Here is a 15210-nt window from a genome sequence, read left to right on the forward strand (position 1 = left end):
GTCCACCCCCGAGCCCCGGGGAACCGCCGATGCCGGTGAACGGCGCCGACTGCGCACGGTGGTGGCCGCCAGCCTGCTGGGCACCACGATGGAGTGGTACGACTTCTTCCTCTACAGCACCGCCGCGGGACTGGTGTTCAACAAGCTGTTCTTCCCGACCGGCGACGCCACCGTCGGCACCATGCTCTCCTTCGCCACCTTCGCCGCCGGCTTCCTGGCCCGCCCGATCGGCGGTCTCCTGTTCGGCCACATCGGCGACCGGATCGGCAGGCGCCGGACCCTGGCCGTCACCATGGGCCTGATGGGCGGCGCCACCGCGCTCATCGGCGTCCTGCCGACCTATGAGCAGGCGGGGTTGTGGGCGCCGGTGCTCCTGCTGCTGCTGCGGATCGTCCAAGGCGTGGCGCTGGGCGGCGAGTGGGCGGGCGCGGTGCTGCTGTCCATCGAGCACGGCCCGGACGGCCACAAGGGGCGCTTCGGCAGCTTCCCGCAGGTCGGACTCGCGCTCGGGCTGGCCCTCGGCACCGGCCTGTTCGCCCTGCTGAGCGTCTGGCTCAGTGACGCGGCCTTCTTCGACCACGGATGGCGGGCGGCCTTCCTGGTCAGTCTCCTCCTGGTCGCCGTCGGGATCGCCGTGCGCCTGAAGGTGGACGAGACGCCCGCGTTCCGGGAGGTCGAGCGGCGCCGCACGACGCCCCGGGTCCCGGTCGTCACCCTCTTCAAGGACGCGAGGAGCAGGCGGCACACCCTCCTCGGGATGCTCGCACGGTGGGGTGAGGGCGCCGCGTTCAACACCTGGGGCGTCTTCGCCATCGCCTACGCCACCACGGAACTCGGCCTGCCCCGCACACCGGTGCTGCTCGGCGTCACCGTGGCCGCCATGGTGATGGCCGCGCTGATACCGCTCTCCGGGGTGCTGGTCGACCGGCAGGGGGCACGCCGGACGTACCTGGTGGGCATGGTGCTGTTCGGGGTCAGCGTGTTCCCCGCCTTCCTGCTGTTCGAGGCGGGCGGTACCTGGGCGTTCGGCGCGGCGATGGTCCTCACGCTGGGCGTGGTCCACGCCTACTTCTACGGCGCCCAGGGCACGTTGTTCGCCTCGCTGTTCCCGGCCGAGGTCCGGTACACCGGCATGTCGTTCGTCTATCAGATGTCCGGCGTCTTCGCCTCCGGCATCACACCGCTGCTGCTGACGACCTTCCTGGCGGTGGGGAACGGCACACCCTGGATCGCGTGCGGATACCTCGTCCTCACGTCGGTGGTCAGTGCCGTCGCGACCTGGCGCATCCGCAGTGCGGACCTGCACCTGGCCACCGGCACGGACCGGGCGGCGGGCGTCGCGGGGTCTCCGGACGGCCCGGGCGCGGGCGGGCGGGGCAACCACGTCCAGCTCGTTGCGGGCTCGTGAAGCCGGACGGGGCATCCTTGACCGGCCCGCTCCGGGTCACCATGCTCGTGGCCATGACCGCGACGACCTTTCTCGTGACGCGGCTCCACGTCGACCTGGGGCGCCTCGCCTCGGCGGCGTGTCGAGTGCGCTGACGCTCGCGCATCCCGCGGGCCGCGCGCCGCTGCGCGCGATCGCCCCGTCCCCTTCCTTCCGTCCCGGCGCCGGTCCGTTCCGCGCCCCGGGACGCCCGCTCCCCGTGCCCCGTGCCCCTGCTCGTGCATCCCGCGGCGCGGGCGGGGCCGCACCCGGTGAAAGGAATGCCATGACGTCCACCGCATCCACACCCGCGTCCGCCTCCGCCTCCGCCTCCGCGTCCGCCTCCGCGTCTGTCTCCGCTCCCGCTCCCGTTCCCGCCTCCGCACCCGGCACCGCACAGGTCGTCGTCGAGAAGGTCGGCGGCCGTATCGGCGCCGTGATCTCCGGCGTCCGCCTCGGCGGCGGCCTGGACGAGCGGACCGTGGCCGCGGTCCGGGCCGCCGTCCTCGAGCACAAGGTCGTCTTCCTCCGCGGCCAGCACCACCTCGACGCCGCGGGCCACGAGGCGTTCGGGAGGCTCCTGGGCGAGCTGGTCGCCCACCCCACCGTGCCGTCGGTGGACGGCCGTTACGCCCTTGGCATCGACAACGAGCACGGCGGGCGCGCCAACCAGTGGCACACCGACGTGACCTTCGTCCCCGCCTACCCGGCCTTCTCCATCCTCCGCGCCGAGGTGACCCCGCCCTACGGAGGCAACACCCTGTGGGCCAACACCGCGGCGGCCTACGCCGAACTCCCCGAGCCGCTGCGGACGCTGGCCGACGGCCTGCGCGGGGTGCACACCAACGACTACGACTACGCCGCCGTCCGCCCGGGCACCGTCCCGGCCCGACTGCTGGAGCACCGACGGGTGTTCACGTCGATCACGTTCCGCACCGAGCACCCGGTGGTGCGGGTGCACCCGGAGACCGGTGAACGCACGCTGATCCTCGGCAACTTCCTGCAGAGGTTCGCCGGCCTCGACGGCCGTGACTCGCGTGCCCTCTACGGCATCCTCCAGTCGCACGTCGAACGGCCGGAGAACACCGTGCGCTGGCAGTGGCGCGCCGGCGACGTCGCCATCTGGGACAACCGGGCCACCCAGCACTACGGCGTGGACGACTCCGACGACCACGAACGGACCCTCCGCAGGGTCACGGTCGACGGTGACGTGCCGGTGGGCGTGGACGGCCGCCGCTCGGTGCTGATCGAGCCGCAGTCCGTCCCCGAGCCGGGCTACGGCATCGCCTCCGGCGCCTCCACGGACGGGGTGCTGGCGGAGGTCTGAGGCACCTCGCTCCGCCGCCCCTGCCCGGTTCCGCCCCTGCCCGGTTCCGCCCCTGCCCCGGTTCCGCCCGTGCCCAGGCGGAACCGGGGCACGGGCGGGGCGGCGCCGATCGTACGATGACCCGCATGGCCTCTCCGGAAAGCGGTGCGTGCGCAGGTGGCGGGACGAGCCGGATCCGGAGCCGCAGGCGCCTCGCCGCGGCCGTGGCCGCGGCGGTGACCGTCGGCGCGGGGCTGGGCCTCAGGGCCGCGATGACGGGAGACGTCGCCAAGTACGGCGGGGACGCCCTATATACCTTGTTGATCGTCGCGCTGGTCGTCCTGGTGGCTCCCTCGGTGACGGCGCGGAAGGCCGCCGCGGTCGCGCTGGCCTTGAGCTGGGGCGTCGAGTTCCTGCAACTCAGCGGCGTACCGGCGGAACTGTCCCGGCACAGCGTGGCGGCTCGCCTGGTGCTCGGTTCCACCTTCGGCCCGCAGGATCTCCTCTGGTACACGGTCGGCGCGCTGGGCGGGTGGGGGCTGGTCGCGTGGTCCCGCCGGCCGGTGGCCGGCCGAGCGGTGACCAGCCGGGGGCGATCCCTCGGGCGGTGATCAGCCGAGTGGTGATCCGCCGCGCCCGGTCTGTCCGGAGGGACGCCGGGTAGGCGCAGCGTCATGGGCGACATCCTCGTGGGCACGTGTTCGTGGACCGACAAGGCTTTGGTCGGCAGCGGCTGGTACCCGGTGGGGCGGCGGGACGCCGAGGGGCGGCTGCGGTACTACGCCGAGCGGTTCCCGGTCGTGGAGGTGGACTCCTCGTACTACGCCCTCCCCGGCGAGCGGAACAGCCGGCTCTGGGCGGAGCGGACGCCGGACGGGTTCGTCTTCGACGTGAAGGCGTTCTCCCTGCTGACCGGGCACCCCACCCGTGCCGCGGTGATGCCGCACGGCTTGCCGGCCGACGCCCGCGACCCCGGCGTGCTCGACGAGGTGTGGGCGCTCTTCACGCGAGGGGTCGCCCCGCTGCGGCAGGCCGGGCGGCTGGGCGGTGTGCTCTTCCAGTTCCCGCCGTGGTTCCGGCCCGGCGCGCGGGCGGAGGCGTTCCTCGAGGACACCGCCCGGCGCACCGAAGGCTGGCCCCTGGCCGTGGAGTTCCGGCACCCGGCATGGTGGCGGGAGGAGCGGGCGGGGGCCACCCGAGCCCTGCTCGCGCGGTACGGCATGGCGGCGGTGGCGGTGGACATGACGCAGGAGCTGCCCTCGTCCATCCCGCCGGTCACCCCCGTGACCTCCCCGCGCCTGGCCGTCGTGCGCTTCCACGGACGCAGCGCCGCCTGGGGCACCGGCAGCAAGGAGGACCGGTTCCGGCACGGCTACGGCGAAGCGGAACTCGTGGCGTGGCTGCCGCGGTTGCGCGCCCTCGCCGAGCGGGTGGGGCGGGTGCACGTCCTGTTCAACAACTGCTGCGGGGACGCGGCGGTACGGGCCGCCGAGAGCATGGCGCGTCTGCTGGGATCCCGGACCTCGGCCCCGCCCGCCCGGGCGAGGACGGCACCGTCCGGCACCTGACGCGGCTGTCCGGCACCTGACGGTGCCGTCCGCCGGCCCGGCTGTCGGTGGGGTGGGGTGCAATGGACGTGTGACCGCACACGATGTGGCCCGGGCGCTGCCGGGCATCGAGAACCTGCGCGACCACTGCCGTGGCCTCGCGACGCTGGACGCCGTGCTCTGCCCGGAGTGGGCCTGGCGGTACCACTCCTTCGACGTCTCCTGGGGAGCGGGCGGACAACTGGCGTCGATGCGGGACGGCATGGGCAGCGAGTACGCGATCGTGTTCTCGGCGGCCGGCGCCTACGCCAGGGGCTTCGACCACCGGTCGCTGATGAGTCCGTACGCGCGGCCGGACGTCCCCGCGGTGTGGCCCGGGGTGCTCGACGAGATACCGGACGTCTTCCGCGCGTACGTCACCGAGCCCGCTTTCTGCGACGAGCGCGGTGTCCCCACCGTCACCTGCTGCCTGTGGCGCAGGACCGGCGACTCCGCCTGGCGGACCGGCGCCGTCGACCACCCCGAGGGCGGCGACGACGACCCGGACGGCGCCGACCACCTCTTCGCGCTCCTGGTCGACCGCTCGCCGGAGGCATACGCGGCATGGGCGTCCGACTACTTCGAGATGCCCGTCGACGTGGACGCCGTCCGTGCCGTGCTGGAGCTGCGCCCGCTGACGCCGGAAATCGTCGCCGCGCTCAACCCCGAGATCGCGTTCGCCGACCTCGGGGAGGACCTCGCGGCCATCGGCTACCCGACGACTTGACCCGCCGGGCGGCGAGGACGGTGCCGCCGGCGGTCTCCTTCACGACGGCCCGGGAGTGGGAATGGAACAGGGAGTCTTCGAGTCCGTCAGGTACGCCGCTGTGTGCCAGGACTGCGGTGCGGAGCTGGAGTGCCGGGGAGTCCAGGCCCTGGTGGATGGCCGGTTGCGCTGGGACGTCGAGTCGACCTGTTCCACCTGCGGGTTCGCGGTGGCCGTGTGCGGTGGTGCGATGCCGGCGGAACGGCGGGAGCAGATGCTCTCCCACCATGGACCCGTCTGGCTGCGGGTGAGCGCCCCGCCGTCGAAGAGCGTCGTCATCATGCGCGTGCTGCGGACCGAGCTCGGCATCGGCCTGACGGACGCCCGGGCTGCGCTGCGCCGTGTGCTGGATGGTGACTACTCAGGAACGCTTCCCGAGGTGGAGCATTTGGCTCGCGCGCTGCGGAAATCCGGCATCGCTGCTGTAGCTACTCGCACTCGCTCAGCCTTTGGCCAGGGCCTTCCCGACGGCGTCTGACCTGGTGGTGCCCGCTCGGCCGTCCAGCGGCTGCCGTCAGCCGAACGAGGTGTCGGTACGGATCATGAAGGAAGTGCAGCCGTCATGCTCGAAGCGCACCTGTCCGTCGAACCTCGACCCGGCGTGAGTGCAGGCGCCCCAGTCCCGCCCCAACTGCCCTCTCAGGCCGATCCAGAAGCGGCACCCACCACACTGCTCGTCATACCACTCCTCCCGGTAGTCGCGCGCTCCGGTCGGCCTGTTCAGCCCGCGCAGCCATCGCTCGTGCACCCCGTCGTTGTGTCCAGGGTCGTCCCCCGTCCAAGGCCCGCTGGGCATAAGTCGACCTCCCTCACTCCCCTTTGGACAGATCCAGAGGATACGTGGGAGGACCACGGATGACCTGCGCGACTGAACTTCCCGTTCCCGTCCGCCGTGGCGGCCGGTCTTCGACGGTCCTGTCCCTGAGGGATCCGGAGCTGCTGGAGCAGCGCGCCTGGGGAGCTGCCCGGAGACAACCACCCCGCGAGGCGCTGACCGACCGGTCTCCGCCTCGCGGGGCGGCTGCCTCCGCCGCACGGGGGAGGGGGATCGCCGGTGGGCAGGACGTGGGCGGGGCGCTCGGGCGGGAGTGTGGAGCCATGAGGCGAACTCCTGTGACCGCTCCGGCCGTTGCCGTCGGCCCCACTCCCGCCCGCCGGCTGCTGCGCGCCACCGCCGTCGTCGCCTGCCTGCCCTGTCTCGGCCTCAAGGCCGCCTGGATCGCCGGGAGCCGGGTCGGCATCCCCGACGGCAGCGCACTGCTGGACCACCGGGTGGCCATGGCCCTCGCCAACGGGCTGTCCATGCTGCTGGACAGCGGCGTGATCGTGCTGGCGCTGGTGCTGACCCGGCCCTGGGGCCGGCGGGTGCCCGCGTGGGCGCCGGCGCTCCCGGCGTGGGGCGCCACGGGGCTGCTGGCGCCGATCATGGCCGGGTACCCGCTGCAGCTCGTCGCGCGGGCACCGAGATCGCCGGGCGCATGCGCGTGGGACCGGCCACGGTGAAGACGCACGTGGCGTCGGTGCTCGCCAAGACCGGCACGCGCGACCGCACCCAGGCGGTGATCCGGGCCTACGAGGCCGGCTTCGCGCGACCGGTGGCATGAGCGCGGCGAGAAGCGGCGCCCGACCCCGGATGCGGCGGGGCCCGCCCGCCGGTGACCTTGGCCGGGGCCGGGGCGGAGCCTGCGGTGGGTGCCGGACCGGACCGGCTGATGTCCTGCTCCAGGAACGCAGTGAGCGGGGTGCCGTCGTTCCGGAAGCCGACAGGCGCGGTGCCGCGGTGCCGCGGAGAGACGGCGTGCCCACCGCCGAGGGCTTCGGGCGCGCGGGGCGCCGGGTGAAGGGGAAGCCCGTCGGTTCCGGTGCGAACGCGGCCTGGTATCGGGGCGGGAGAGGCACTAGCGTCCGGCGAGGTACACACGTGTACCACCGGCGCAGCGCGGTCGCGCAGTCACGACCGCGCCGCCCCGCGCTGCCCAGCTCCGCTGTCCGCACACGCCCCACCCCACTGGAGCCGTACATGTCCTTACGACGCTTACGTCGCCACCGCTGGATCGGCCTGCTGCTCGCACTGCCGCTGGCCGTGGCGGGACCGCTGTCCCTCCCGGCCTCGTCCGCGGAGGCCCCGCCCGCCAAGGAGTTACAGACCGCCAAGGAGTTACAGGCCGGCGCCGCGGCGCTGCCGGCCCTCGAGGAGGTCGCCGCCACCACCACCCAGGTGGCCTACGGCCTCAGACGCCCGACGGCCCTGGTCGCCCCCGACGACGGCACCGGGCGGCTGTTCATCACCGAGAAGTCCGGACGGGTCCGCGTCTACCACCCCGACACCGGCCTCTCCTCCACGCCCCTCCTCGACATCGTCGACAAGGTCGACGAGTCCGGCAACGAGCGCGGCCTGCTCGGCATCGCGCTGGCCCCCGACTTCGCCCGGAGCAAGCAGCTCTACCTGGCCTACACCGCCCTGCCCGACGCCGCGGTCACCCTGGCCCGCTACCACCTCACCGACTCCCGCCTCGAGGTCCTGCTGCAGCAGCCGCACGCCGAATACAGCAACCACAACGGCGGCCAGCTCGCCTTCGGCCCCGACGGCAAGCTCTACTGGGCGATCGGCGACGGCGGCGGATCCGGCGACCCGTTCGACACGGGCCAGCGGAAGGACACCCTGCTCGGCAAGATCCTCCGCCTCGACGTGAGCCGCAGCTGCGGCGCGCTGGCGTACTGCATCCCGCCGGACAACCCCTTCGTCGGCGTCGACGGCGCACGCGGCGAGATCTGGCTCTGGGGCACCCGCAACCCCTGGCGCTTCTCCTTCGACCACGCGGACGGATCGATGTGGGTGGCCGACGTCGGCCAGGGCCGGTGGGAGGAGATCACCCACCTGGCGCGCGGCGAGCAGGCCGGAGCCAACCTCGGCTGGTCCTGCTACGAGGGACCCCAGGTCTTCGACGAGGCCCAGTGCGCGTCCGGCGCGCGCTACACCCCGCAGGACTTCTACTACTCGCCCTACAACGGCAACTGCGCGGTCATCGGCGGACACGTCTACCGCGGCCGCCAGTACGCCGACCTCGTCGGCGGCACCTACATCGCCACGGACTACTGCTCGTCCCAGGTCTGGGCGCTGCGCCCCGACGGCAACGGCGGGTTCCGCCAGGCCGACATCGGTGACATGCCCACCCAGGTGACTGCGGTCGGCACCACCCCGGAGGGCGAGTTCTACGTCGTCAACGACCTGCCCGGCGGCCTGCACAAGGTGTCGTTCGAGCGCACCAAGCCGATCTGCAAGGTCGACGTCAAGAAGACCGCCTGGGGCAACGGCATGACCGTCGACCTCACGGTCACCAACACGGGGACCACCCCGATCGACGGCTGGTCGCTGCAGTTCGCGCTGCCCTACGGGCAGACCGTCACCTCCGACTGGAACACCGACATGACCAACCTGGGCGACATCTACACCGCCCCCGACGCCGACCACAACGCGTCGATCCCGCCCGGCGGCTCGGTCACCCTGGGCTACCTGGTCACCCACACGGGAGACGCCGCCACGCCGGGCCGCTTCCGCCTCAACGAGACCGCCTGCGCACGCACCGGCAGCTGACCCGCCGCTGAACGCGCACCGGTCCCACGGCAGCCGGCCGTGGGACCGGGACGGCGACCGGGGCGCCGGCCGTCCCGCGCCGGCGACCGGCTCGGCCACCCGCGGGTCGCGCCCCGTGCCGCCCCGGGTGACGCTGGGAGCAGGAGGTGATGCCCGTGGGCACGGAAGACAGCAACCCGGCCGAGGTCCCCGCCTCCGCCGTGGAGGCGCTCAGGAGCACCCTGCGGGGTGCGCTGCTCCTGCCGGGCGACGCGGAGTACGCCTCGGCCCGGCAGCTCTGGAACGGCATGATCGACCGGAGGCCGGCACTGGTGGCACGGTGCGAGAGCGACGACGACGTCGCCGCCGCCGTGCGCTTCGCCAGGGACCACGGACTCCCGCTCTCCGTACGCGGCGGCGGACACGGCGTGGCGGGTCTCGCGCTCTGCGACGGCGGCCTGGTCGTCGACCTGTCGAGGATGACCGCGGTGGAGGTCGACGCCGGTGCGCGCACCGCCCGGGCCCAGGGCGGCTGCACGCTGGGGCACGTCGACCGGGCGACCCAGCCGCACGGACTGGCCGCGCCGCTCGGCGTGGTGTCGGAGACCGGCATCGCCGGCCTGACCCTCTCGGGAGGCATGGGCTGGCTCCGCCGTGCGCACGGCCTGAGCTGCGACGCCCTCCTCTCCGCGACCGTGGTCACCGCCGACGGCGAGGTCCGCACCGTCGACGCCGACCACCACCCGGACCTCTTCTGGGCGATCCGCGGGGGCGGCGGGAACTTCGGTGTCGTCACGTCCTTCGCGTACCGGCTGTTCCCGGTCGGCCCGGAGGTCTACCTCTGCAACGTGTACTACCCCGCCCGGCACGCACGCGAGGTGCTCCGCGCCTGCGAGAGCCACCTGGCCGCGACGCCGGACGGCGGCCTCGCGCCGCTCGGCGTGTTCGGGCGTGTCCCGGCGGACGACGAACTGCCGGCCGGCCTGCACGGAGAGCCGTTCGTCGCGCTGCTGGCCCTCCACCCGGGCGACCCCGCCGAGGGGGAGTCCGCACTGCGCCCACTGAGGGAGATCACGGAGCCCCTCTTCGACCTCAGCGGCGTCACCACCTACCTGGCGGCCCAGTCGCTCCTCGACGAGGACTACCCCGACGGCGACCGCTACTACTGGAAGTCCGTCAGCCTGCCCGGCCTCGGCGACGAGATGATCGGCCGCCTCGCGGACCACGCCGCCCGGGCGCCGTCCCCCGCCTCGACGGTCGACGTCTGGTTCCAGGGCGGTGCGATGGCGCGAGGCCCTGAACAGGAGACCGCCTTCACCGGCCGGCACGCCCCCTACCTCATCGGCATCGAGGGCAACTGGTCGGACGCGGCCGACTCCGAACGCAACATCGCCTGGGTCCGCGACACCTTCGCCGCACTGCGCACCTTCTCCGACGGCGGCATCTATCTCAACTTCCCGGGCTTCCTGGAGGAGGGCGAGCAACTCGTCCGGGAGAGTTTCGGCGCCAACTACGAGCGCCTGGCGGCGGTCAAGGCGGCCTACGACCCGGGGAACCTCTTCCGTCACAATCCCAACATCCTCCCGAAGGCCTGACCGGCGGCGAGCCGTCGGCCGGGCCTTCGGGAGCGGTCCCGCAACGGGCTCTGCGGGCGGTGAAGGAGCCCGTTGCGGAAACTGACCGGCACCCGGTGCCCCGCAGGAACGGGCACCTGTGTCCGTGAAGCTCTGGCGCGGGGGGCTAGGAGGCCCTCACCGGAGTCGCGCTGTCGTCCGCCCGGACGGCGGGCCTCCGACGCAGCGCCGTCTCGACGGCATAGGCGCCCGGGCCGAGGAAGGCGATCAGCAGGAACGTCCAGCAGAACATGACGGACAGTTCACCGCCGTTCACAATGGGGAACAGTCCGTTCGACTGGTGGACGCTGAAGTATGCATATGCCATCGACCCGGAGCAGACGGCGGCCGACACCCGGGTGAAGAGACCCAGGGCCACCAGGCCGCCGCCCACCAGCTGGATGACCGCGGCCCACCAGCCGGGCCACTGCAGAGTGGGCACGGTGCCTCCGCCGTGGGCGCCTCCGAGGACGCCGAAGAGCGAGGCGGCGCCGTGGCAGGCGAATAGGAAGCCCGTCACCAGACGGAAGGCGGCATGCACCACAGGGGTCGCCGTGCGTAACAGCTCCGGGCGTTCGTTCGACGGCACAGTCATGACTGCTCCTCGTGGGGGGATTTGGAGAAGTTTACGTTTGGTCGATCTTGATCTGATCGTTCATTCAAGCCTCGAACGCAGAATAGCCATTCGAAACAGCCGCGCCCACGTCCCCCGCCCGCCATTCCTGGCGGCATTCCTTCGGTATGCGGGTGGCCCGTCCCGCGGCGATGCCGAGTGGTGCGCGGCGTCCAGGGTGAGTGGGGAAACAGGGGGAGGTGACGTACGCAGGCGTACCCCGGCGGGGTCGGTTGCCGGGGCGGGTGGAGCGCTTGGACGCGCGCGTTCCGGCTGGTCCCCGGCCCCTCCGCCCCGCCTGCCGGGAGCGCGGAGGCGTGCGGGCCGTCCCGGCGGCAGGGCGGGGGGCGTCCGATTAACGGGGTGCGACCGACGGGCCGGAGGAGGCCGCACGGTCGCCGACGCGTCGTGGCGACCGCCGATATCGCGCCGTCGCCCTTGTGCGCGCCGCCCCGCGGGATGCCCGGATCCGCGAGCCCGCCGAGCGGCCGCGTCGCCCGCGGCGGGGCACGTTCGCCCTCCGGCCCCTACGTTGATGAACCGGTAAAGCCCATGCCTCCGGCCGGCCGACGGCCGCAGGTCCGGGGCGTGGGGCCGTGTGCGGCAATTCCGGTGCCCTGCCTGTTCAGGTGAGGAGTCGGCGCGACGGTACGGCGGGGGTCGCTCGCTCTAGACCGGTTCACTCACGGGCACTAGGTTGAGCGCGCTGCACCGGAAAGAGCGAGGCCCGCGCACGCACCCACGTCCTGCCGAAGGAGTCCGCAGATGAAGGAAGTCGTCCAGCTCGCCGAGGGCTGGAGCCTCGACCACGACGGCACCACGCTGCCCGCCCAGGTCCCCGGCTGCGTGCACACCGATCTGCTCGCGGCCGGCCGGATCCCCGACCCCTACCTCGGCCTCAACGAGAACGAGGTGGCGTGGGTGGGCCGCCGGGCGTGGACCTACTCCCGCACCCTGGAGCCGGCCGGGACGGCCGCGGAAGAGCTCCACGAGCGCACCGACCTGGTCTTCGACGGCCTGGACACCGCCGCGCTGATCACCCTCGACGGCCAGGAGCTGGGCCGGACCCGCAACATGCACCGGCAGTACCGGTTCGACGTCACCGGCCGCCACGGCGCACTGCGGGTCGAGTTCGCGTCGGCCTACGACGAGGCCGACGCGGTCCGGGCGTCGACGGGGGAGCGGCCGAACGTCTACCCGGAGCCGTTCCAGTACATCCGGAAGATGGCGTGCGGCTTCGGCTGGGACTGGGGGCCGACGCTGGTGACCGCCGGGATGTGGCGGCCGGTCCGGCTGGAGCGGTGGTCGACGGCCCGCCTGGCACGGGTGCGTCCCCTGGTGACGGTGCGGGAGGGGGTCGGGAGGGTGGAACTGCGCGTCGACGTCGAACGGACCGCGCGGGGCGCGGGCCGGAGCCTCGAGGTGCGCGCCCAGGTCGGCGGCGTCCACGCCCGTGCCACCGTCGGGGCCGACGGGGCCGACGGGGCGGACGGGGTGGTGGTGACCCTCGAACTGCCGGACCCCGAGCTCTGGTGGCCCCGCGGATACGGCGAGCAGCCCCTGTACGACCTGGACGTCACCCTCGTCGAGCAGGGCACGGACGAGGGCGCCGCCGGGGCAGCCGAGGGCGCCACCGGGGCCGCCGGGCCCGGCGGCCGGCGGCTCGACCACTGGACGCGACGCATCGGGTTCCGCGACGTCGTGCTGGACCGCGCCCCCGACGCGCACGGCACCGGCTTCACCTTCCTGGTCAACGGCGTCCCCGTCTTCGTCCGCGGCGTGAACTGGATCCCCGACGACGCCTTCCCCTCCCGCGTCACCCCCGAGCGCTACCGCACCAGACTGGAACAGGCGGCAGGGGCCGGCATCGACCTCGTGCGAATCTGGGGCGGAGGCGTCTACGAGGACGACGCCTTCTACGACGTCTGCGACGAACTGGGCCTGATGGTCTGGCAGGACTTCCTCTTCGCCTGCGCCGCCTACCCGGAGGAGCAGCCGCTGCGCGGCGAGGTGGAGGCCGAGGCACGCGACAACGTGGTCCGGCTGATGCCCCATCCCAGCCTGGTGCTGTGGAACGGCAACAACGAGAACCTGTGGGGCTTCCGCGACTGGAACTGGGAACCCGAGCTCGACGGCGACTCCTGGGGCGGCGGTTACTACCTCGACCTGCTGCCCCGCGTCGTCGCCGAACTGGACCCGACCCGCGCCTACACGGCCGGCAGCCCCTGGTCCGGCTCGTGGGACCACCACCCCAACGACCCCGCGCACGGCACCCACCACTCCTGGGAGGTGTGGAACCGCCGGGACTACGCCGAGTACCGCGACTCGGTGCCGCGCTTCGTCGCGGAGTTCGGCTGGCAGGCCCCGCCCGCCATCGCGACCCTGCGCCGCGCGCTGCCCGGGGAGAGCCTCGCGCCCGACTCGCCCGGCATGCTCCACCATCAGAAGGCCGAGGACGGCAACGGCAAGCTCGACCGGGGCCTGGCGCGCCACTTCACCCCGCCGAAGGGCGACTTCGACCGCTGGCACTATCTCACCCAGGTCGTCCAGGCCCGCGCGGTGGCCACCGGGATCGAGCACTGGCGGTCGCACTGGCCGGTGTGCGCCGGCACCGTCGTCTGGCAGCTCAACGACTGCTGGCCGGTGAGCTCCTGGGCCGCCGTGGACGGTGACGGCCGCCTGAAGCCGCTCTACCACGAACTGCGCCGGGTCTACGCCGACCGCCTGCTGACCCTCCAGCCGCAAGACGGCGACGGTGACGGCGACGGCCCGGTGCTCGCCGTGGTCAACCAGTCCGCCCGGCCCTGGCAGACCTCGGTCACCCTGCGGCGCGTGCGGGCGGACGGCTCCACGGTGGCGGAACAGGTCCTCGAACTGACCGTGGGCGCGCGCCAGGTCCACCGCCAGACCGTGCCCCGGCACCTGGCCCCGGACGCCGCCTCGGCCGAGGAGTTCCTGGTCGCCGACGCGGAGGACGGGGCGGACGGCCTGCGCGCCCTGCACTTCCCGGTCGCCGACAAGGACTTCGCCTACCCCACCCCGCGCTACGACGTCGAGGTGGTCCCGACCGGTGAGGGAGACGGTGACGGCGGGGGTAATGTCGAGGTCGTGGTGACTGCACACACTCTGGTACGAGACCTTCTCCTGCAGGCCGACCGGCTGGGACCGGACGCGGTCTGCGACTCCGGTCTGCGGACCCTGCTCCCCGGCGAGCGCGTCCGCCTCCGGGTCGGCAACGCCGCGGAGACCGGCAGCGACGCCGTGCGCGGGGCCCTGTTCTGCGTGGAACCCGCGTGAGCGCACCGCCGGGCCGCGTCACCATCAAGGACGTCGCCGCGGCCGCCGGCGTCTCCAAGGGCGCCGTGTCGCTCGCCTTCAACAACAAGCCGGGGGTGTCCGGGGCCACCCGGGAGCGCATCTTCGCGGCGGCCCGGCAACTCGGCTGGGCGCCGAACTCCGCCGCGCGCAGCCTCTCGCGGCAGTCCGTCGACACCGTCGGGCTGGCCCTGTGCCGGCCCGCGCGGCTGCTGGGGCTGGAACCCTTCTACATGGAGTTCATCTCCGGCATCGAGAGCGTGCTCGCCGAACACGACTGCTCCTTGCTGCTGCGCCTGGTCGGCTCCCTGGAGGAGGAGGTCCAGCTGCAGGAGCGCTGGTGGCGGGAGCGGCAGGTGGACGGCTCTATCCTGGTCGACTTCCACCAGGACGATCCGCGGATCGCACCCCTGCGGGAACTCGGCCTGCCCGCGGTGGGCGTGGGCCACCCGGACCTCACCGGCGGCTTCCCGTCGGTGTGGACCGACGACGCCACCGCCGTCGCCGAGGCCGTGCGCTACCTGGCGGCGCTCGGTCACCGGCGGATCGCCCGCGTGGGCGGTCCGGCCGGCCTGGGCCACAGCGCCATCCGCGCCCAGGCGTTCGAGCGGACCATGGAGGCACTAGGCCTGGACGGCGGCCGCCACGTCGAGACGGGCTTCTCGGGGGAGGAGGGCGCCCGGGCGACCCGGATGCTGCTCCTGGCCTCCGACCGCCCCACGGCGATCGTCTACGACAACGACATCATGGCCGTCGCGGGGCTGGGTGTGGCCGCCGAGATGGGCGTCGCCGTGCCGGACGACCTGTCCCTGCTCGCGTGGGACGACTCGCAGCTGTGCCGCCTGACCCATCCGACCCTGTCGGCGATGAGCCACGACGTTCACGGCTTCGGCGCCGAGGTCGCACGGGTGCTGTTCGACCTGCTCGCGGGCCAGGACGTTCCGTCGCGGCCGGTGGCGACGCCCTCACTGGTGCCGCGAGGGTCCACCGCGCCCCCTCGGCCGTAGCGCG

13 protein-coding genes and 1 pseudogene are annotated in these 15210 nt (G+C 73.2%); 12 read left to right on the plus strand and 2 right to left on the minus strand.

Annotated features, from left to right (window positions below):
- From GBN72_RS04725 to GBN72_RS04750, 6 genes are all read left to right on the plus strand, one after another.
- On the plus strand, positions 1-1408 hold a 1408-nt coding region (locus tag GBN72_RS04725; RefSeq protein WP_246212251.1), incomplete at its 5' end, for an MFS transporter.
- 304 nt (positions 1409-1712) lie between these two features.
- Positions 1713-2753: a TauD/TfdA dioxygenase family protein gene (locus GBN72_RS04730; RefSeq protein ID WP_151770321.1), complete on the plus strand. Its 1041-nt coding sequence runs from the start codon at positions 1713-1715 to the stop codon at positions 2751-2753.
- Positions 2754-2878: 125 nt separating this feature from the next.
- Entirely contained in the window at positions 2879-3343 is a 465-nt protein-coding gene (locus GBN72_RS04735; protein WP_151770322.1) for a ribosomal maturation YjgA family protein, read from the plus strand.
- A 63-nt stretch (positions 3344-3406) separates the two neighbouring features.
- Entirely contained in the window at positions 3407-4300 is an 894-nt protein-coding gene (locus tag GBN72_RS04740) for a DUF72 domain-containing protein (RefSeq protein WP_151770323.1), read from the plus strand.
- Between the two features lie 70 nt (positions 4301-4370).
- Complete coding sequence (locus GBN72_RS04745) at positions 4371-5045, plus strand: hypothetical protein (RefSeq protein WP_246212252.1); 675 nt, start codon at positions 4371-4373, stop codon at positions 5043-5045.
- A gap of 61 nt (positions 5046-5106) precedes the next feature.
- Positions 5107-5562: a hypothetical protein gene (locus GBN72_RS04750; protein WP_151770325.1), complete on the plus strand. Its 456-nt coding sequence runs from the start codon at positions 5107-5109 to the stop codon at positions 5560-5562.
- 36 nt (positions 5563-5598) lie between these two features.
- Here the strand turns inward: GBN72_RS04750 and GBN72_RS04755 are convergent, their stop codons facing one another.
- Positions 5599-5832, minus strand: coding sequence for a DUF3027 domain-containing protein (locus GBN72_RS04755; RefSeq protein ID WP_246212253.1), 234 nt, complete (start codon positions 5830-5832; stop codon positions 5599-5601).
- A gap of 350 nt (positions 5833-6182) precedes the next feature.
- Here GBN72_RS04755 and GBN72_RS04760 point away from each other — a divergent pair.
- The 4 genes and pseudogenes from GBN72_RS04760 to GBN72_RS04775 all read left to right on the plus strand — a co-directional run.
- A pseudogene (locus GBN72_RS04760) lies at positions 6183-6545 on the plus strand (hypothetical protein); the annotation flags it as partial.
- A gap of 38 nt (positions 6546-6583) precedes the next feature.
- Positions 6584-6688: a hypothetical protein gene (locus tag GBN72_RS04765; RefSeq protein WP_439959730.1), complete on the plus strand. Its 105-nt coding sequence runs from the start codon at positions 6584-6586 to the stop codon at positions 6686-6688.
- A gap of 416 nt (positions 6689-7104) precedes the next feature.
- Positions 7105-8679: a PQQ-dependent sugar dehydrogenase gene (locus GBN72_RS04770; protein WP_151770327.1), complete on the plus strand. Its 1575-nt coding sequence runs from the start codon at positions 7105-7107 to the stop codon at positions 8677-8679.
- A 155-nt stretch (positions 8680-8834) separates the two neighbouring features.
- A complete protein-coding gene (locus tag GBN72_RS04775; protein ID WP_246212254.1) occupies positions 8835-10253 on the plus strand; it encodes an FAD-binding oxidoreductase in 1419 nt (472 codons plus the stop codon).
- Between the two features lie 145 nt (positions 10254-10398).
- Here the strand turns inward: GBN72_RS04775 and GBN72_RS04780 are convergent, their stop codons facing one another.
- Complete coding sequence (locus tag GBN72_RS04780; RefSeq protein ID WP_151770328.1) at positions 10399-10866, minus strand: DoxX family protein; 468 nt, start codon at positions 10864-10866, stop codon at positions 10399-10401.
- 783 nt (positions 10867-11649) lie between these two features.
- Here GBN72_RS04780 and GBN72_RS04785 point away from each other — a divergent pair.
- Both GBN72_RS04785 and GBN72_RS04790 read left to right on the plus strand, forming a co-directional pair.
- Positions 11650-14181, plus strand: coding sequence for a glycoside hydrolase family 2 protein (locus tag GBN72_RS04785; RefSeq protein ID WP_151770329.1), 2532 nt, complete (start codon positions 11650-11652; stop codon positions 14179-14181).
- Positions 14178-15206 (plus strand): LacI family DNA-binding transcriptional regulator, encoded by a 1029-nt coding sequence (locus GBN72_RS04790; protein ID WP_151770330.1) that lies wholly within the window; start codon positions 14178-14180, stop codon positions 15204-15206. The genes GBN72_RS04785 and GBN72_RS04790 overlap by 4 nt, the downstream gene beginning before the upstream one ends.
- Positions 15207-15210 lie beyond the last annotated feature (4 nt).

The organism is Streptomyces abyssomicinicus (genome assembly GCF_008974245.1).
GTDB lineage: Bacteria > Actinomycetota > Actinomycetes > Streptomycetales > Streptomycetaceae > Streptomyces > Streptomyces abyssomicinicus.